The organism is Lacinutrix sp. MEBiC02404 (assembly GCF_053601575.1).
Genome location: NZ_JBSHNV010000168.1, coordinates 53832 through 71737, shown reverse-complemented (window position 1 = coordinate 71737; position 17906 = coordinate 53832). Strand labels below are relative to the sequence as shown.

General features: G+C 33.6%; 18 protein-coding genes. 2 read left to right on the top strand and 16 right to left on the bottom strand.

The window, feature by feature from the left end:
- Positions 1-8: 8 nt before the first annotated feature.
- From gmd to ACVCXO_RS09075, 3 genes are all read right to left on the bottom strand, one after another.
- Entirely contained in the window at positions 9-1124 is a 1116-nt protein-coding gene (gene gmd / locus ACVCXO_RS09085) for a GDP-mannose 4,6-dehydratase (RefSeq protein ID WP_452229276.1), read from the bottom strand.
- An 84-nt stretch (positions 1125-1208) separates the two neighbouring features.
- Entirely contained in the window at positions 1209-2351 is a 1143-nt protein-coding gene (locus ACVCXO_RS09080; protein WP_452229275.1) for an MraY family glycosyltransferase, read from the bottom strand.
- A gap of 376 nt (positions 2352-2727) precedes the next feature.
- Complete coding sequence (locus ACVCXO_RS09075) at positions 2728-3207, bottom strand: UpxY family transcription antiterminator (protein WP_452229274.1); 480 nt, start codon at positions 3205-3207, stop codon at positions 2728-2730.
- A 292-nt stretch (positions 3208-3499) separates the two neighbouring features.
- Between ACVCXO_RS09075 and ACVCXO_RS09070 the strand changes: the two genes are divergently transcribed.
- On the top strand, positions 3500-4399 hold the full coding sequence (locus ACVCXO_RS09070) for a metallophosphoesterase (RefSeq protein WP_452229273.1): 900 nt from the start codon (positions 3500-3502) through the stop codon (positions 4397-4399).
- Between the two features lie 2 nt (positions 4400-4401).
- Here ACVCXO_RS09070 and ACVCXO_RS09065 read toward each other — a convergent pair whose 3' ends face one another.
- From ACVCXO_RS09065 to trmB, 11 genes are all read right to left on the bottom strand, one after another.
- Positions 4402-5793: a di-heme oxidoreductase family protein gene (locus ACVCXO_RS09065; RefSeq protein WP_452229272.1), complete on the bottom strand. Its 1392-nt coding sequence runs from the start codon at positions 5791-5793 to the stop codon at positions 4402-4404.
- A 79-nt stretch (positions 5794-5872) separates the two neighbouring features.
- Positions 5873-6952, bottom strand: a complete 1080-nt coding sequence (locus tag ACVCXO_RS09060; RefSeq protein WP_452229271.1) for an imelysin family protein — start codon at positions 6950-6952, stop codon at positions 5873-5875.
- Between the two features lie 23 nt (positions 6953-6975).
- Complete coding sequence (locus ACVCXO_RS09055; protein ID WP_452229270.1) at positions 6976-8319, bottom strand: autotransporter outer membrane beta-barrel domain-containing protein; 1344 nt, start codon at positions 8317-8319, stop codon at positions 6976-6978.
- Positions 8320-8701: 382 nt separating this feature from the next.
- A complete protein-coding gene (locus ACVCXO_RS09050; protein ID WP_452229269.1) occupies positions 8702-9034 on the bottom strand; it encodes a ferredoxin in 333 nt (110 codons plus the stop codon).
- 173 nt (positions 9035-9207) lie between these two features.
- Complete coding sequence (locus tag ACVCXO_RS09045) at positions 9208-10269, bottom strand: NAD(P)/FAD-dependent oxidoreductase (protein ID WP_452229268.1); 1062 nt, start codon at positions 10267-10269, stop codon at positions 9208-9210.
- A 231-nt stretch (positions 10270-10500) separates the two neighbouring features.
- A complete protein-coding gene (locus ACVCXO_RS09040; protein ID WP_203460079.1) occupies positions 10501-10743 on the bottom strand; it encodes a NifU family protein in 243 nt (80 codons plus the stop codon).
- Between the two features lie 3 nt (positions 10744-10746).
- On the bottom strand, positions 10747-11883 hold the full coding sequence (locus ACVCXO_RS09035; protein ID WP_452229267.1) for an Mrp/NBP35 family ATP-binding protein: 1137 nt from the start codon (positions 11881-11883) through the stop codon (positions 10747-10749).
- A 275-nt stretch (positions 11884-12158) separates the two neighbouring features.
- The gene (locus ACVCXO_RS09030) at positions 12159-13190 is read right to left on the bottom strand and encodes a T9SS type A sorting domain-containing protein (RefSeq protein WP_452229266.1); all 1032 of its coding nucleotides are present in this window, start codon (positions 13188-13190) and stop codon (positions 12159-12161) included.
- A gap of 43 nt (positions 13191-13233) precedes the next feature.
- Positions 13234-13563: an MGMT family protein gene (locus tag ACVCXO_RS09025; protein ID WP_452229265.1), complete on the bottom strand. Its 330-nt coding sequence runs from the start codon at positions 13561-13563 to the stop codon at positions 13234-13236.
- Positions 13563-14192: a LysE family transporter gene (locus ACVCXO_RS09020; RefSeq protein WP_452229264.1), complete on the bottom strand. Its 630-nt coding sequence runs from the start codon at positions 14190-14192 to the stop codon at positions 13563-13565. Before ACVCXO_RS09020 ends, ACVCXO_RS09025 begins: the two co-directional genes overlap by 1 nt.
- A 1-nt stretch (position 14193) precedes the next feature.
- Positions 14194-14868 (bottom strand): tRNA (guanosine(46)-N7)-methyltransferase TrmB, encoded by a 675-nt coding sequence (gene trmB / locus ACVCXO_RS09015; protein ID WP_452229263.1) that lies wholly within the window; start codon positions 14866-14868, stop codon positions 14194-14196.
- Positions 14869-14936: 68 nt separating this feature from the next.
- Here trmB and ACVCXO_RS09010 point away from each other — a divergent pair, with 68 nt between their 5' ends.
- Positions 14937-15989, top strand: coding sequence for a glycosyltransferase (locus ACVCXO_RS09010; protein ID WP_452229262.1), 1053 nt, complete (start codon positions 14937-14939; stop codon positions 15987-15989).
- Here the strand turns inward: ACVCXO_RS09010 and ACVCXO_RS09005 are convergent.
- The gene (locus ACVCXO_RS09005; RefSeq protein WP_452229261.1) at positions 15972-17015 is read right to left on the bottom strand and encodes a sensor histidine kinase; all 1044 of its coding nucleotides are present in this window, start codon (positions 17013-17015) and stop codon (positions 15972-15974) included. The genes ACVCXO_RS09010 and ACVCXO_RS09005 overlap by 18 nt on opposite strands.
- Positions 17015-17698 carry a response regulator transcription factor gene (locus ACVCXO_RS09000; RefSeq protein WP_452229260.1) on the bottom strand — a complete coding sequence of 228 codons (684 nt, stop codon included), beginning with the start codon at positions 17696-17698 and terminating at the stop codon, positions 17015-17017. The genes ACVCXO_RS09005 and ACVCXO_RS09000 overlap by 1 nt, the downstream gene beginning before the upstream one ends.
- Positions 17699-17906: the final 208 nt, after the last annotated feature.

The window sequence follows — 17906 nt, the reverse complement described above, 5'->3', positions numbered from 1 at the left end:
ACTATTGCTTATTCGAAATAATTTAAGGTTTTGTAACCGCCTTCTTTTAAATATTGGTCTTTTTTCATTAACGTTAGGTCAGAACTCATCATGTCTTCGATTAATTCTTTTAACTCAATTTTAGGTGTCCATCCTAATTTTACTTTGGCTTTAGTTGCGTCTCCGATAAGTAAATCGACTTCGGTTGGTCTAAAATATCTTTGATCCACACCTAATACTTGTTTACCGATTTCTAATTGGTATTCTGGATTAGAACATGCTGCAATGGTTGCAACCTCATCCACTCCGGTTCCTGAAAAGGCTAGTGTTACGCCAATATGTTGGAATGCAAATTTAACAAAATCACGGATAGATGTTGTTTTTCCGGTTGCAATTACCCAATCTTCTGCTTGATCTGCTTGTAAAATCATCCACATCATGCGGACGTAATCTTTGGCGTGTCCCCAATCGCGCTGTGCGTCAAGGTTTCCTAAATATAATTTGTCTTGTAACCCCAATGCAATTCTAGAGACTGCTCTAGTAATTTTTCTGGTTACAAAGGTTTCGCCACGTAAAGGCGATTCGTGATTAAATAAAATACCGTTACAAGCGTACATCCCGTAAGCTTCTCTGTAATTTACCGTAATCCAATACGCATACATTTTTGCTACTGCATATGGCGATCTTGGGTAAAATGGAGTGGTTTCGGTTTGTGGTACTTCTTGTACTTTACCGTATAACTCTGAGGTTGAAGCTTGATAAATACGTGTTTTTTTCTCTAATCCTAATAAGCGGACTGCATCCAAAATACGTAACGTCCCCAATCCATCCGCATTACCAGTGTATTCCGGCGTTTCAAACGATACTGCCACGTGACTCATGGCTGCAAGGTTATAGATTTCGTCGGGTTGTACTTGTTTAATAATACGTGTTAAATTGGTACTGTCCGTTAAGTCTCCGTAATGCAAAATAAAATTACGATTATCCACATGCGGATCTTGGTATAAATGATCGATACGATCTGTATTAAATAACGAACTACGACGCTTTACACCGTGTACGATATAATCTTTTTTTAATAGAAACTCTGACAAATAAGCGCCATCCTGTCCTGTAACGCCGGTAATTAATGCTATTTTTTTCATATATATAAGTACCGTAATCTAACGGGTTTTTATTTTTTATGGATATATTGTAATAACCTTGTTAATCCTTTCTTTATTGTCCCTTTACAATGTAGGCACCACCCATTTCAGTTTACCTACTTTTATTTTTACCATAAAAGGGGATAGTAAAAGTAGTATTCCTATAGGAAGCGTAATAGCAAATGCTGCATTTATTGGTAAATGGTTAAGAGAAAATGCCAAACCTGTAATTATAATAGTATAAAGCGCTATAATTAGTGTAGCATATTTATGTTTTAGACCTAAATCTATTAAACGATGATGTATGTGCTTTCTATCTGCTGAAAACGGACTACGCTTATTACATATCCGGATACAAAACACACGCAAGGTATCAAATAAAGGATAAGATAATAAAGCCATAACAATAACAGGAGCATTTCTGAACAACAACAACTCCGTATTGTAAGCACTCACACTCAAATAGGTAACGATTTCAATAGCCAGTAAAAAACCAACGATCATAGAACCTGTATCGCCTAAAAATATTTTGCGATGCCGCGAAAAGTTAAATACTAAAAACCCGAGTAAAGAACCTACCAACGAGAGACACACTAAACTATAAAAAAAGTAACCACTATAATAAAAAACAACAGCCATGTAACTAGAAATCAAAACTCCTAATACTCCTGCTAATCCATCTATACCATCAATTAAATTGTAGGCATTAATAACTAAAACAATTACAAAAACTGAAAAAATTATGGCAAGCACTGCAGGTAACTCTCCTAAACCAAACAATCCTTTAAACGAATCTATATGAACATTTGTTCCAATAACATATACCGTAGCTATAGCGGTCTGGTACCCCAATTTTTTTCGAGGTGCCATCTTCATAATATCATCAAAAATCCCCACTAATAATAGGGACAATACTAGAGCATTAAAAATTAATAAGTCAATAAGTTGGCCATAGTTTGCAAATAATATAGCTGTAATATTAATAGTAAGCACTAAACCCGTAAACACACCAACGCCACCAAGTGTGGGAACGATGCCTTTATGAGACGTTCTACCATCTGGCAGCGCTGTTAAATTTTTCTCTTTGCTTATCGCTACCACTTTAGGCATTACTATTAGAGTAACTATTAAAGAAAAAGCTGCAGTACACACCACTGCGATTCCTTTATAATTGTGTAACAAGGCGGTGATCTCCTCGTGATTCGTTGGTAAATAATCTGAAATCATAATAATAGCTATATCTGATTAGAACTAGAAGAAATACTATACTATAATAACAAATTGACGTGGCTTCGCCCTTACTTGTCCCATTGCAAGTTGTCATTAGAATTATAAAGAAAAGTAAAATACTTCTCTTTGATGTATAATATAACCGTAACGAACAAAAAATAAAATGGGTGACTGCATGTTAAAAAAAAGATGTATCTTAATCCTGAAATACCTTCCAGTTTTTAGGATTAGAATAACATGAATTTAGAATTTAAGTAGTTTCATAAATTATATAGAAAAACCTAAAATAGATTTTATTAATAATTTACTAGATATGATTTGGATATAATCGTAATACTCTTTTAAACAGTTGGTTATTTAGATTTGGGCGTTTTTAATTAAGCTGCAATTTTACAACAAATCCTACCGACTTCAAAACAACCCAAAGGTTATTTTTGGTAGATTTAACAATAAGACCTTTTTGATTATCTAATCCAAAATCATCCATAAATAGGGTAGTTCCCGGAGTAAACGCTTCTAAAGTATGTGATTTAACATCAAGAGATTCCAAATTATTTTTTAAAAATTCAATTTCCACGTCTCTAACTACACCTGGTTCCCCTTGATCATATAAATAATTCAACGTTCCAGGAATATCAAAAACTTTTGCTCGCATCTCTTCTGTGGCATGAATAAAAATAATGCGAGGCAACAAAGGAACCTGTATTTTTTTCTTTCGATCACTCCAAACTCTTAACTCTGTTCGCGTTGGACAAAATGCAAGTACGGCTTCACCCCAAGCATTAATAAGTTTTTCTACTTTTTTTTCATGATTGCGCTTCACATATAATACATACCATTTCTTATCCTGCATGTAAAGACCTTTTAATAGCTATTTTCATATAGTAAAAATAACATTTAAAGATTACTACTCATAATTAAGACCTTATAATTTGTGCAAGACTAAAAACTAAAAGTCCTTTTAAAAAGAAATCCTCTTTACTATCTATCTTATTAATAATCGTTTTATGTACATGTAAACTATTTTCCTATTTCTCATTTAAAAACAGCTATAGTTTTCATAAAAACGTATAGTACCGATCAGCATAACACACTGGAAATTTAAAAGAAAATAATCCATATATTGTTCTCTTTAAAAACGCTACATGTTTTCAGCAAAAAAACGATTAGACAGAGCTTATAAAGAAGCAAAGATTTTAGATTTTGATAACGATTCCAAATTCATTCTTTTTAGTGATTGTCATCGTGGAGATAATAGTTTTGCAGATGATTTTGCGAATAATAGAAACATTTACTTTCATGCTTTAAAGAATTATTATGCCGAAGGATTTAGTTATGCTGAAATTGGCGATGGTGATGAACTTTGGGAGAACTTATCTTTTACACCAATACTAGAAGCACATAAAAATGTATACCTACTTATGAAGTTATTTCATGAGCAAAATAGATTGCATATGATTTGGGGAAATCATGATATGGTATATCGCGACCCGAAGTATGTGGAAAAAAATCTTTCTACCTATTTTGATGAAAAAATTGGTGAGGATGTCGAACTTTTTTGTGGTATTAAATACCATGAAGGCATTATATTAAAAAATACAGAAACCCAACAAGAAATTTTTTTAACGCATGGCCATCAAGCAGACTGGTGGAACTATACCTTTTGGAAATGGAGTCGATTTTTAGTCCGAGTACTTTGGAAACCCCTGAATGTTATGGGCATTGCAGATCCTACAACACCAGCAAAAAACTACAAAGAACTTATTAAAGTAGAACGAAGAACCAAAAAATGGATCACAGAAAACAACAACATAATTACGGTGGTTGGCCATACACACAGACCACGTTTTCCGGCGCCTGGAGATATTGCTTTTTTTAATGATGGTAGTTGCGTACATCCAAGAAGCATTACGGGAATTGAAATTGAAAATGGCGAAATCTCCCTAATCAAATGGCAAATTGCCACTACAGAAGATGGTACGCTAAAAATTGTACGTGTTCTATTGGAAGGCCCTAAAAAATTAATAGATTACAAAACAGAATAACACTAAAGCGAATTCACAAAGTTTAATAAGTCTGTTCTTTCTGAAGGAGCCAATTCTTTAAACATATTTTTAGCATTTAATGCTTCACCACCATGCCATAAAATAGCTTCGGTTATATTTTTTGCTCTTCCATCATGTAAAAAATCGGTATGTCCATTAACCACTTGTGTTAAACCAATTCCCCAAAGCGGTCTTGTTTTCCATTCGTTTCCATTCGCTAAATAATCTGGTCTATTATCTGCTAAACCTTCTCCCATATCATGTAAAAGCATATCGGAATACGGATAAATAGTTTGATTGGATATTGCGGAAATAGCATTACTAGAAGTTGTCATACTTGGTACATGACAAGAAGCGCATTGTAGCTCTTCAAAAATTAGAGAACCTCTTCTTACCGATTCATTTTCTAAATCTCTTGGAGCGGGAACGGCTAGTGTTTGACAATAAAATACTACTTGGTTTAAAATTTCTTCGGTAATCTCAGGATCATCTGCTAAACCATCACTTCCGTTTGTTTGTCCGAAACCTGTTTCTTGCGGAAACATAGCACTTGTAATTCCCATATCATGAAGATAGGCTCCTGCACATTGTTCTAAAATAGTAGCGGTATTTGCTTTCCACCCAAAGCGTCCAATTTGCGTTGTACCAGAAACAACATCATACACATAGTTTGCTTTACCAGAAATACCATCTTGATCGATATCATTAATATCTTGATGCATTAATATTTCAGATTCTGAAATTGCTTCCAATAAACCCAAACCAAAAACTGGAGGTGCAAGTCTTGGCGACAATAATATAGAACTTGGTACAGCAACGTACGCATCTACCAACATGTAATCTGGTTTTTGTAAGATTACTTCTGTACCATCTGCTAAAGTTTCCACAATCGCGGTATAATGGACTTGAAATTTTGCTTCCGGTTCATAACCAAAAATGGCTTGATTTTGTACTTGGAGTCCGAAGTTAGGCGCTGGAACCGGACCTCCATTTGCAGTTTCTCCAGGAATACTAGATCTTAGAAAAAAGCCAGACAAACTATTTAGATTATCCGGAAATTTTGCTCTACCATCTTTAGGATGACAACTTACGCAAGACGTATTATTAAAAATGGGACCGATACCTCCGTTAACCGTTGCTGGCGCGGTAACAAAAGCAGCTTCGAATTGAAAATCACCATCTAAGTGCATCTCCAAATCACTACCATTTAAATTCGCTGCTGGCGTACTAAAAGCATTACTAGAGGTTAAAAAAACAGTGGTTTCTCCTCCTGCCAACAAACGATTTTCAATGCTTGGTAAATTCACATAATTTTCCGGTTCGTTGTCGGAACAAGATGTGAAAAATGTAAACGAAGAAACTAGTAATCCTAATAAATAAATACTCCTTTTCAAAATAATACGTTATATGCAAAAGAAGAATATACACGTATACATACTCTTCTTTCTAATTATTATAATACTATATTTACTTCTATAAACTAGTAATAAACGGTGTTAAATCTGATTCTAAAACAATTAGTAATTCTGCTACTTTAGTTTGCGCATTTTGTACTGCTGTTCTATTATTTACAATCGCATCTGTGAATGTACCAGGAATTGCTTCGATAGCTGTAATTGCAGCTGCTATTGCAACTTTAACCTCAGCATCTAATGTTGCATTAGATAAAGCAACCACATTCGTAATTCCGTTTCCATTATTACCATTGAAATCTCCTAAATAGATATTTTGAATACTTCTAATGTTGTTAGCAAAATCTAATTTGGAGTTGTTACTGAAACGAGATTCTTCCGCTTCTGGTTTTGCCCCTCCATTATTACCATTTAAAGGTTCTTCAATTTTACCATTTGCAACCTCATCTGTAATAATCACTAAACCTTCTACTATTTCTTCCAAAGCACCTTTTTGAGAAGTATAGATAGATCCTGATGCACCTGCATTCACAAAGTTAGAAGCAAAATCCCCTTCCGAAGTTAGCCAACCAAAATATAATTCTTGTGTTTTTGTTTTTAAGTTTTGTGTTGCTGCGACTAAATATTCTAGTTCTCTTGTTGTTAATTCGGAAGCCGCTTTATTTCCATTTAATCCCCAAATAAAATACTCTAGCGTATGAAATCCTCTAGCTTCGTTATTACTTTCTAATAAAGCAGAAGTAATTTCATTCGTACTATTTAAAATATTGTCAATTGCATTAACATCTACAGGCCAAGAATCTATAGCTGGATCAATTCCGTCCGTATCAACTGGACCATATAAAAAGCCTTCCGATTTTTCCCAAGGCGCTCTTGTATTTTGCCATGCTGCTTTTACAGCGTCTAATTCCGTTTCATTTCCAATCGTTAAATTACTAACGGCTGTTTCTAATGTTACCGAATTAGTATATAAACTATTATACGTTTCTGTAATTACGTCTATAGCTAAGTCTGTTAATACTTCGGTGTATATTCCAGCGTTAGGATCTACAGTTTCCGAATTTTCTTCATTATCACTACAACTAGTAAAACTTACGGCTGCTAATGTGGCTAGGCTTAAAAATAAATTGCTTTTTTTCATATTAAGTGTGTGTGTTATATTTATTAAAATTTAAAACCTATTCCTGCTGAAAAGGTTCTGTCGTGTTGTTTTTCTCCTGTGTATTCTAGTGTAGATAAATCGTAGTTTTCGGAACCTAATTCTCTATCTGAATATTGTGCTTTTACAACTATTTGCGGATGCACAAACCAGTTCATTCCTCCAGTAATGACGTTTCGTTCCCAACGCGGATTATCTATGATACTTCCTTCTACGTCTTGCATGGTATCATAATAATCATAGCGTACAAAAGGAAATAATTGTTGTGTAGTATTTGTATTAATTAATGGCAGAATATTATACCCGATTTCTGCTGAAACCCCTAAAGCGTTTTTACCAACAGGTGTTCTTTTTACTCCTAAATTATTGGATAAATTTGCATTACGAAGAGAAACAATATTTGAATTTTCTAGATTTCCGTAAAGTGCGATTACGTTGCATCTTAAATTGTTTTCGTTATAGGTAACGTGCCCTTCTACAATGGTAACATAAGCACTCTCGCTCATATCATCTTTAGGTCTATTTGCTGCCGCATCATTAATATATGCCGCAATACCAACATAGGTATCTTTATGTGTACCAAATTTATAATCTAATCGTGCTGAAAATGCTAAAGATGCTGCATTAGCCATTTCAAAACGTTGTTGGTAACCATCTTTGATCCATCCTCTGGAAGAAAATCCGGAAGCATCTAAGCCACTAACGATATATGCTCTATAGTTAAACCTTTTTGCAAAAGTACCATAAAACTCAATACCTGTTTCATACCAACCTAAAGGAATAATAGCATTTTCCATTTCCTGACGTGTGGTAGTAAAATACTGTACTGGTGTATCTAAACTTTGGTGTAAGCCAAAATACATTTTCATTTTACCAGCACGAACATTAAAGTATGGTCTTATTTTAAAGTTGATATGTACTTGCTCTAACTTAACACCTCCACCAGTTTCAATTTCTTGTTCGAATTCACCAAACTCTTCTTGCGTGTCTAAATCTAAAGCAGAAGCTGTTCCACCGTGTTCATACTCTATTTCGGTTTTTAAACTTATTCTGTCTGTAAATTTATACTCTAGGTATAGGTTTAAACGCTCTGCATCAAATTTATCTTTTAGCGTAGGATCTGTATCGTAGTCGTTATTGTAGTAATTTACAACTCCGTAACCTCTAAGACTAAAGTTACTCCATCGTAATAACGGATCTTTTTTTGTTGCAGCTTCGATTCTTAACTCTTCTCTAAGCTCGTTTTTAATTTCTTCCTTAAGCTGACTTAAAGCTACAGCGTCTTGTTTTACTTGCGAATGCATTCTAGCTGTAATTAACACTAGAAGAATAACTATAATTTTTTTCATTTTAATTCTAAATAAGCTGCAAATCTATATTTATTTAGACTAAATCCAAATAAAAACTTAACTTATTTTTAACTAGTCTAAATAAAAATGAGCGTTTTTAAAATTGTGAATTGCGATTACTACGGTAACCGCTTTACTTTGAAGATACTACGTGATTTTATTCCTTTATGAAGAGTATTGCATATGCAGGAAATAAGTTTGTATTCATGACCATGTTCATCACAAGCATTGCCATGTCTATTATTCTCATGTTTAGGTCTTATTGCATATTGCATTTTTAAGAGGACAGAAATCCATTCATTGATCTGCAAACAGCGCACTCCAAATTATATGGATTATACCATAAGTTTTCCGATTATGAGAATCCTATTTTAGAAGGGATTTAACTTTCTGGAGCAAGTACTACCTCTAAACCTTCCATTGCTGGAGTCATTTGAATTTGGCAACCTAAACGAGAGTTTTCTTTCACATTAAATGCTTCGCTTAACATCGCCTCTTCGTCGTCTTGCATTTCTGGCAATTCGGTTTCGCTTAACACATAACATTGACAAGAAGCACACATAGCCATACCACCACAAATACCAATAGTTCCTTCTGGAGCAAGCTCATAAGAACGAACGACTTCCATTAGATTCATTGCCATATCTGTTGGCGCAAGCACTTCATGTGTTACACCATCTCTATCTGTTATTTTTATGTTTATATCTTGTTCCATGTTTCCTGTTCCCTTCCACGAAAGTGGGAACCTCTTTTTTATTATTACACTGAGAATCTCGGAGTTTTCGCAGAGAAACTCAGAGGTGAAATTAATTATTTTACAACTTTTAGCATATCTTTTGTTTGCAATCGAGCAAGCATTGCTAACTGCTACTGAAAACTGTTTACTTGTTACTCAATCTTTTTTACGACTGCTTTTGGTGATTCTTTACGCGTTCCATCAAAACCATCTACTCCAGCAACGGTAGTATATTTTAACACATACCTTTTTCCTGGATTAATTATTTGATACGCAGATTGACACATCAATGTTGCTTCGTGAAATCCGCAAAGGATTAATTTCAATTTCCCTGGATAGGTATTTACATCTCCAATAGCGTAGATTCCTGGTATGTTTGTTTGGTAATCTAATGCATTATTTACTTTAATCGCATTTTTTTCTATTTCTAATCCCCAATTTGCAATGGGTCCTAGTTTAGGTGAAAGTCCGAAAAGCGGAATAAAATGATCACATTCCAACTCAAACTCTTTTTCTATATTTTCTGCTTGTTTAACAACTATTCCTGTTAGTTTTTTATCGCCTAAAATGCCAATTACTTCTGCTGGTGTAATTAGATCTATTTTTCCTTCATTTTTAAGTTCTTGTACTTTTTCTACAGAATCTAGATGTCCGCGAAACTCACTTCTTCTATGTATTAAAGTTACTGAACTTGCAATATCACTTAAAAAGATACTCCAATCTAGCGCCGAATCTCCACCACCAGCAATAACTACTTTCTTATTTCTGTAAAATTCTGGTTCTTTAATCATATACTCCACACCTTTATCTTCAAAATGTGCAATGTTATGTATTAAAGGTTTTCTAGGTTCAAAGCTTCCTAATCCACCAGCGATGGCTACTACTGGTGCTTGGTGTTTTGTTCCTTTATTGGTGGTAACAATAAAGCTACCATCTTCTTGTTTTTCTATGGTTTCTGCGCGTTCACCAAGTGTAAATCCTGGTTCGAACTGTTTGCATTGTTCCATTAATTTATGTGTTAAATCGCCAGCAAGAATTTCTGGATATGCTGGAATATCATAAATAGGCTTTTTAGGATATAGCTCTGAGCATTGTCCGCCTTGTTGTGGTAACGCGTCAATTAAATGACATTTTAATTTTAATAAGCCAGCTTCAAAAACGGCGAATAACCCTGTTGGACCAGCTCCTATTATAAGTATATCTGTTTTAATCATATAAATGCCCACAAAAGTGGGTATCTTTTAATACGCATAAACCTGTGCGGTTTTAAAAACTGCACAGGAGTACACATTATATATTATTATTCAACTTTGTTTTTGCAAAGTACTCGTTTTTAGTTGCCAAATTTCATGACTTTTATCAGTTTGCGTGAAGGATTGAACGGCTTGTTTGAGCTCCTCGCAGAGAGCGAGTAGTGAAAGCCTGACCCTTGCGGTCACGCCCAACTAAGCTTCTATATTAATAACCTGCTCTATTTGCGGTGCATACTTTTTAATGGTCATTTCTACACCTGATTTTAGGGTCATTTGATTTACACTACAACCAACACAAGCACCTTCTAACTGCACCTTTACCACTTTATCATCTTCAATAGAAAGTAGGGAGATATCGCCGCCATCACTTTGTAAAAAGGGACGAATTTCATCTAAGGCTTTCTCTATATTTAATCTTAGTTCTTCTGTAGTCATTTACTATTTTTTTACCGCTGAACATCCAGCCATTGTTGTTATTTTAATTGCTTCGGTTGGCGGTAAATCATCATTTCTTCGTACCACTTCTTGCACAACGTTCTGCGTAATTTTCTCGAATGCCTGCTCTAAAGCTGTTGCCGTTTGCAATGCTGCTGGATGACCAATGTCTCCTGCTTCACGAATGCTTTGTATTAAAGGCAATTCACCTAAAAACGGTACTTGTAAATCTTCGGCAAGGTTTTTTGCTCCTTGTTTACCAAAGATATAGTATTTATTTTCTGGCAATTCTTCTGGTGTAAAGTAAGCCATATTTTCAATGATTCCTAAAACTGGAACGTTAATGCTTTCTTGTTGAAACATTGCTACTCCTTTTTTAGCATCTGCTAACGCTACGTTTTGCGGTGTACTTACTATAACAGCTCCTGTTATTGGTAAAGATTGCATGATACTTAAGTGAATATCTCCTGTTCCAGGAGGTAAATCTAAAAGTAAGAAATCTAATTCTCCCCAAGCGGCATCAAAAATCATTTGATTTAATGCTTTTGCTGCCATTGGTCCACGCCATACTACGGCTTGGTCCGGTTTTGTAAAAAAGCCAATAGATAGAATTTTAACGCCGTAATTTTCTACAGGTTTCATTTTAGACTTTCCGTCTATATTTACGGCTAACGGTTTTTCGTTTACTACATCAAACATAATTGGAATAGAAGGCCCATAAATATCGGCATCTAAGATTCCTACTTTAAATCCCATTTTAGCCAAAGTAACGGCAAGGTTTGCGGTAACTGTTGATTTACCAACACCACCTTTTCCGGAAGCTACTGCTACTATGTTTTGAATTCCAGGAATCGATTTTCCTTTAATTACATTAGGAGCAGATTTTGTTGGTGCTTCTACTTTGATGTTGACGGTTATCTTTGCTTTTTCATAAACTAATCTATGAATCGTCTGTAGTATTTCTACTTCGGTTTTCTTTTTTGCTTGTAAGCTTGGGTTTGTAATTGTAATATCTACAACAACCTCATCGCCAAAAGTTATTACGTTGGTTACCGCTCCACTTTCTACCATGTTTTGTCCTTCGCCAGGTGCAGAAATAGTTTCTAATGCTTTTAATATGTCTTGTTTGTTGATTTTCATATTTTATATCTATTGAAAATAGAGTCTAATATTATAGACAAAACTTTCAAATTCTATTAAGATTTATTCTAAACAGCAAATATAATTAATATTGCTGTAAGACGGAAGATTGCGGCTGGAAGTTTTTTTGTGTTATTATTAGAAAAAGCTATTACTCAAGGATTTGCTATTCTTTGTGAATTTTACAAAAATTAGGAAATACGAATAGATTGTTACATGCTTTAATAATGACAAGTTACATGCTGGAATACAAAATTGTAGCGTACTGCTATCAATTATTTAATAACCAATCTTTGGGTTTCTTCTTTATTATTTTGATTGATTTTAATGATATAAACGCCAGAATACAACATAGAAACATCTAAAATGCTTTCTATTAAAGTTTGCTTTAAAACTTGCTTTCCTGTAATATCAAAAATGCGAATCGTAGTTTCGTCTTGAATATTATTGCTTGTTATATTAATGTAATTGTTTGCAGGATTGGGGTAAAAAGAAAAAATATTTTCTTCAAATGTTGGTGTTGCTAATACTTGGCAATCCTCGGAAACGGTTATACTAGCTATAGTTTCACCAACTTGACACCCAGAGAAACAATCTCCTCCAAAAACGGAAAAGTGAAATGTATTTTCCATATAAACAATATCACAAGCGGAAGTAGGATATTCTCCAGCTGGCGCTCCAAATTCATAAAACTCAATGCCATATGGTTGACCAGTATAATTTGTTCTAACGCCTATATCTTGTAAAAAAACTTCCGCATAATTAAAATTATCTATAGCTTCAAAGTCGTCTATTAAGGCATATAAATTTAATACATCATAATTCGTTTTAATAAAAAAAGCAGTGCTAGAGGAAGAGGTGAAATCTATAAAAGTATCTATTGTAAATTGATATGTACTCATTAAGTTGTCTAATGGAGAAACACCAGACACCGCTGTATTTTTAAAATTTTCTACCCAAGGTAAAGCGGTAGGCACATTAAAAACTAGCGTTTTAAATTCAATAGGGTTGCTAATCTCTTGATTGGCATGAAAATTAAAATAACTAAAAAGCATATCGATCTCTGGATCGTTATTTGGGTTTTCATAAATAGCAGAAAGCTTTTCTAAATAAGGTGTAACTCTTTCTTCTGGTAAAAAAGGATTATCAAAATCTGGATCTGAAGAATCTGCTAAAATAGCTCTGAGCGTTAACAACTTCGCATCTAACTCATAATTATCTTGTATATATGGATTAATACTACATTGCGCGAATACGGCGATATTAATACATAACGCAGCAAATAAGAAAAGTAATAGTTTCTTCATTTTTGATAATTTTAAATAAAAATACACCTAAACAAACAAACAATTATAACTCCTTTGCAGGATCCCAAAACAGCGTTTCAAAGTTTTGAATTTGGTTTTCAATAACCGTAACACCTTCGTTTTCTAAAAGTTGCTGCATGAGGTTTGTACCGTCAAAATGAAACTTTCCAGTTAGCAATCCTTTTCTGTTTACTACGCGGTGTGCAGGAACATCTTTTGCGCCAGAACCATTCATGGCATAACCAACCATTCTAGCACTTTTTGCAGCACCTAAATATTTGGCAATTGCACCATAACTTGTAACCCGACCATCTGGTATTAAGCGAGCCACTTCATATACTTTTTCGAAAAAATTTAAAGTCTTTTCCTGCATTACAAATCTTTAAGAATATGAAACAAGGTAATAATAGAAATTATTCCGGTTACGGTACCAATAAGATAATTCATGCTTTTTTGCGAAGTAAGCGTCTTGCTTTTAATTTTATCGAAAAAGAAAATATAGATATAAAAGATTACAAAACTACCTGTTGCAGCTCCCGCAACGTAGGAAAAAATACTGGTTTTTTCAAAACTCATCCAACCAAAAGAAGCAAGCGTTATACTCATATACGCTTGATACGGAATTGGAAATACATTTAAAGCAGAAAGTAGCATACCTTGAAAAAACCTACTCTTTTTACTTTTCACTTTTAGTTCTGCTTTGGGCTTATCTTCTGTTTTGGCGATTAATAAGTAATATATAGTTATCAATACAAACAGTATAAATGCAACCCGTTGCAAAACGTCTACAACATCCTGATGATTACTCAAATAGCGTGCGAAAAGCACTCCAAGATATGTTTGAATGACAATGATAACACAGGCTCCAATAGAAAAAGTGATCCCTCTAGAATACCCATCTTTTAGGCTAATTTTTGCAGCGGTCATGTTGAGTAATCCAGGAGGAGTTACACCAACTAAAGCAACAAGTAATCCTAAAAAAAATGTAATGGTTATTGTCAAACTATTTTATTTTAAAACGAATATACGTAATTGCTTTGTCATCTTTAAGGTATTGGCTTTCATAAAAGGTTTGAATACTGGTTACTTCTTCCGGACTTCCTTCTTGTTTATACACGTTATGGTTTGCGTATAATACTTCATGACCTTCACCATGTAATAAACCTAAAGTATAGCCATGCATAAACTCACTATCGGTTTTAAGATTCATGATTCCGTCTGGTTTTAAAATAGTTTTATACCGTTTTAAGAATGCAGAATTTGTCATTCTATGCTTGGTACGTTTATATTTTATTTGCGGATCTGGAAAAGTAATCCAAATTTCGTCGACTTCATTTTCAGCAAAAACATGTTCTACCAATTCTATTTGCGTACGAATAAAAGCTACGTTTGGTATATTTTCTTCGATTGCTGTTTTAGCGCCTCTCCAAAAACGTGCACCTTTAATATCGATACCAATAAAGTTTTTGTTTGGATATTTTTCAGCTAAAGCGACACTATACTCCCCTTTACCACAACCAAGTTCTAAAACCAAAGGGTTATCATTTTTAAAAAAGGTAGCACACCAGTTTCCTTTTAATTGGTATTGCGCATCTACAAGCTCTTCTCTTGTTGGTTCAAATACGTTTTTAAAAGTTTCGTTTTCTTTAAAACGTTTCAGTTTATTTTTACTTCCCACAATTATTTAATGTTTTGGCAAAATTAAGGAAATATAACGAGCCTTGTTTATGCTTATCTTTGTTTTTTATGAAAGGAAAAAAACGCATATTAGTTGCTCCTCTAAATTGGGGACTTGGTCATGCTACACGTTGCATACCCATTATTCGTGCGCTAATATTACATGATTTTGAAGTTGTTTTGGCTAGCGATGGTACTGCTCTGCAATTATTAAAAAAGGAATTTCCGAATTTGGAAGCGCTAGAACTACCTTCATACCATATTGCATATGCTAAAAATGCAAAACTATTTAAATGGAAATTATTAAAAGATTCCCCTAAAGTTTTAAAAGCAATTAAAGCAGAAAAGAAAGCAATTAAAACAATTATTGAAGCACATAATATTACCGGAATTATAAGCGATAATAGACTTGGCTTGCATAACAAAAAAGTGCCTTGTGTTTTTATAAGTCATCAACTACAGGTTTTAAGCGGAAGCACGACGTGGTTAAGTACTAAAATGCATCAAAAAGTAATGCAACAGTTTGATGTTTGTTGGGTTCCTGATAATTTAGGAGAACCTAATTTAAGCGGAAAACTTGGTCATGTGGATGTGCCAGAATTACCTACAAAATATCTTGGACCTTTAAGTAGATTCCATAAAAAAGAAGTACTAATAAAAACGGATTTATTGGTTTTATTATCTGGACCAGAACCACAACGAACATTTTTAGAAGTAAAACTTTTAGAAGAGTTAAAAGCTTTTAAAGGAAGTATTGTTTTTGTTAAAGGCGTTATTGAACCGATACAAACTAAAATAAAAAAAGACAATATAATTCTTTATAACTTTATGACTAGTGCTTTGCTAGAACAAACTATAAATGAAAGTGCTTTGGTTTTATCACGTTCTGGATATACTACCATAATGGATTTAGCAAAATTAGAAAAAGAAGCTTTTTTTATACCAACTCCTGGTCAGTTTGAACAAGAATATTTAGCAGAAAGACTGGACACTTTAGGCATTGTACCTAGTTGCAAACAGGAAGATTTCACCATTAGCAAACTACAAAATACAGCTACTTATTCTGGTTTAAAGCATTTTGATTACCAAGTGAATTATAAAAAATTATTCGACCTTTTCTAGTGTGAAAGAAAACTCACTCCCTACTTCAAATTCACTTTCTATGTAAATTTTTTCGTCATGCGCTTCAATAATATGTTTTACTATTGCTAAGCCTAGTCCAGAACCGCCTTCTTTACGCGAACCACTTTTATCTACTCGGTAAAAACGTTCAAATAATCTTGGTATGTGTTTTTTCTCAATACCTTCTCCATTATCTGTTACGCGAACAATAACTTTATTTTTAATAAGGTTTTCAATACTAACTTCTGTGGTACCTTGTTGGCTTCCGTATTTAATAGAATTCACTATAAGATTTGTAAGTACTTGCTCTATGCGCTCTTTATCTCCCTTTACTAAAATTGGTTCTTTATAATCCATATCAAAAGTTAAGGTGATATGCTTTTTTGATGCTTTCATTTCAAATAGCTCAAAAACACTTTGCACTAAAGCTACAATATCAAATGCCTCGATATTTAAACTTAAATCCCCAATTTCTAATTTGGTAATCATATCTAAATCCCGAACAATATAGATTAGCCTTTCTACTCCTTTATTGGCATTACTTAAATATTTGTCACGTACATTTTTATCTTTTACAGCACCATCCAATAAAGTAAGGATATAACCTTGCACGGTAAACAATGGGGTTTTAAGTTCGTGCGACACATTACCTAGATACTCTTTTCGGTACTCTTCACGTACTTTAAGAAGTTCTAGCTCTAGTTTTCTGTCTTTAGCATACTTATCAATTTCTCTTGTAAGCGTTGCCATATCTGTGGTAATCCTTTCTTTTTTTAAAGTAGAAGATTCTAAAAGCGTAAGATCATCATACACCTTTTTTACACGTTTATAAATAAATTGTTCTACACGATATTGAATAATTATAAAAGAAGAAACAAAACAAGTTAAAGCTATGAAGACAATTTGAATCCAATCTAGAAGATAAAATTTATACAAAAAAACACTCATCAAGAGCGTTAAAAAAACAGTGATGTACAATGCTGTTTTAAAAGCAAATTTGTACGTTTTCTTTAATTTTCTTTGCATTATTCTACAAACTTATAACCAACACCTTTAACGGTCTTAAAGTAATCATCGCCAATTTTCTCTCTAAGTTTTCTAATGTGCACATCTATGGTTCTTCCACCAACAACGACTTCATTTCCCCAAACTTTATCCAGAATATCTTCACGTTTAAAAACTTTACCAGGCTTGGATGCTAGTAAAGATAGTAATTCAAACTCTTTTCTGGGCAAAATGATTTCTACTCCTTTAAGTTCTATTTTATATTCTTCCCTGTTAATAATCAAACTACCAATTTTCACAATACTTTCACTTGCATCTACCTCTTTAAAACGGCGTAACAAAGCTTTTACTTTACTCACTAAAACTTTTGGTTTTATTGGCTTTGTGATATAATCATCTGCTCCAGCATCAAAACCAGCAACTTGAGAGTAATCTTCACCTCTTGCGGTTAGAAAAGTAATAATCGTATTGTTTAAGCTTTCTATTTTTCTAATTTGTTCACATGCTTCAATACCATCCATTTCTGGCATCATTACATCTAGAATAATAAGTTGAGGCTTTTCTTTTCTAGCCTTTTTCACTGCTTGCAAACCATTTTCTGCAGTTATAACTTGGTATCCTTCGGCAGTTAGATTGTAACCAACTATTTCTAAAATGTCTGGTTCATCATCTACCAATAATATTTTAATGTCTTTCTTCTTCATTTGCTTATTTAAACTAAAGTTTAAGATAATGTAAAGATAAAATTAATCGGAAACAAGAACAGCAATTTACATACAAATAACAATATAGTAACATAAGGATTAACATAACAACCAGACAGGCATTCAAATAGATATTGTATTTTATAAATCTAACATATAAGTAGATAGCTAATGTTACATTACTGTGAATATTTAAAATTCCTATAGA

What these genes read in the sequence shown, in the direction of transcription:
- gmd (WP_452229276.1), bottom strand. Translation starts at nt 1,124, where the DNA reads ATGAAAAAAATAGCATTAATTACCGGCGTTACAGGACAGGATGGCGCT.
- ACVCXO_RS09080 (WP_452229275.1), bottom strand. Translation starts at nt 2,351, where the DNA reads ATGATTTCAGATTATTTACCAACGAATCACGAGGAGATCACCGCCTTG.
- ACVCXO_RS09075 (WP_452229274.1), bottom strand. Translation starts at nt 3,207, where the DNA reads ATGCAGGATAAGAAATGGTATGTATTATATGTGAAGCGCAATCATGAA.
- ACVCXO_RS09070 (WP_452229273.1), top strand. Translation starts at nt 3,500, where the DNA reads ATGTTTTCAGCAAAAAAACGATTAGACAGAGCTTATAAAGAAGCAAAG.
- ACVCXO_RS09060 (WP_452229271.1), bottom strand. Translation starts at nt 6,952, where the DNA reads ATGAAAAAAAGCAATTTATTTTTAAGCCTAGCCACATTAGCAGCCGTA.
- ACVCXO_RS09055 (WP_452229270.1), bottom strand. Translation starts at nt 8,319, where the DNA reads ATGAAAAAAATTATAGTTATTCTTCTAGTGTTAATTACAGCTAGAATG.
- ACVCXO_RS09050 (WP_452229269.1), bottom strand. Translation starts at nt 9,034, where the DNA reads ATGGAACAAGATATAAACATAAAAATAACAGATAGAGATGGTGTAACA.
- ACVCXO_RS09045 (WP_452229268.1), bottom strand. Translation starts at nt 10,269, where the DNA reads ATGATTAAAACAGATATACTTATAATAGGAGCTGGTCCAACAGGGTTA.
- ACVCXO_RS09040 (WP_203460079.1), bottom strand. Translation starts at nt 10,743, where the DNA reads ATGACTACAGAAGAACTAAGATTAAATATAGAGAAAGCCTTAGATGAA.
- ACVCXO_RS09035 (WP_452229267.1), bottom strand. Translation starts at nt 11,883, where the DNA reads ATGAAAATCAACAAACAAGACATATTAAAAGCATTAGAAACTATTTCT.
- ACVCXO_RS09030 (WP_452229266.1), bottom strand. Translation starts at nt 13,190, where the DNA reads ATGAAGAAACTATTACTTTTCTTATTTGCTGCGTTATGTATTAATATC.
- ACVCXO_RS09025 (WP_452229265.1), bottom strand. Translation starts at nt 13,563, where the DNA reads ATGCAGGAAAAGACTTTAAATTTTTTCGAAAAAGTATATGAAGTGGCT.
- ACVCXO_RS09010 (WP_452229262.1), top strand. Translation starts at nt 14,937, where the DNA reads ATGAAAGGAAAAAAACGCATATTAGTTGCTCCTCTAAATTGGGGACTT.
- ACVCXO_RS09005 (WP_452229261.1), bottom strand. Translation starts at nt 17,015, where the DNA reads ATGCAAAGAAAATTAAAGAAAACGTACAAATTTGCTTTTAAAACAGCA.
- ACVCXO_RS09000 (WP_452229260.1), bottom strand. Translation starts at nt 17,698, where the DNA reads ATGAAGAAGAAAGACATTAAAATATTATTGGTAGATGATGAACCAGAC.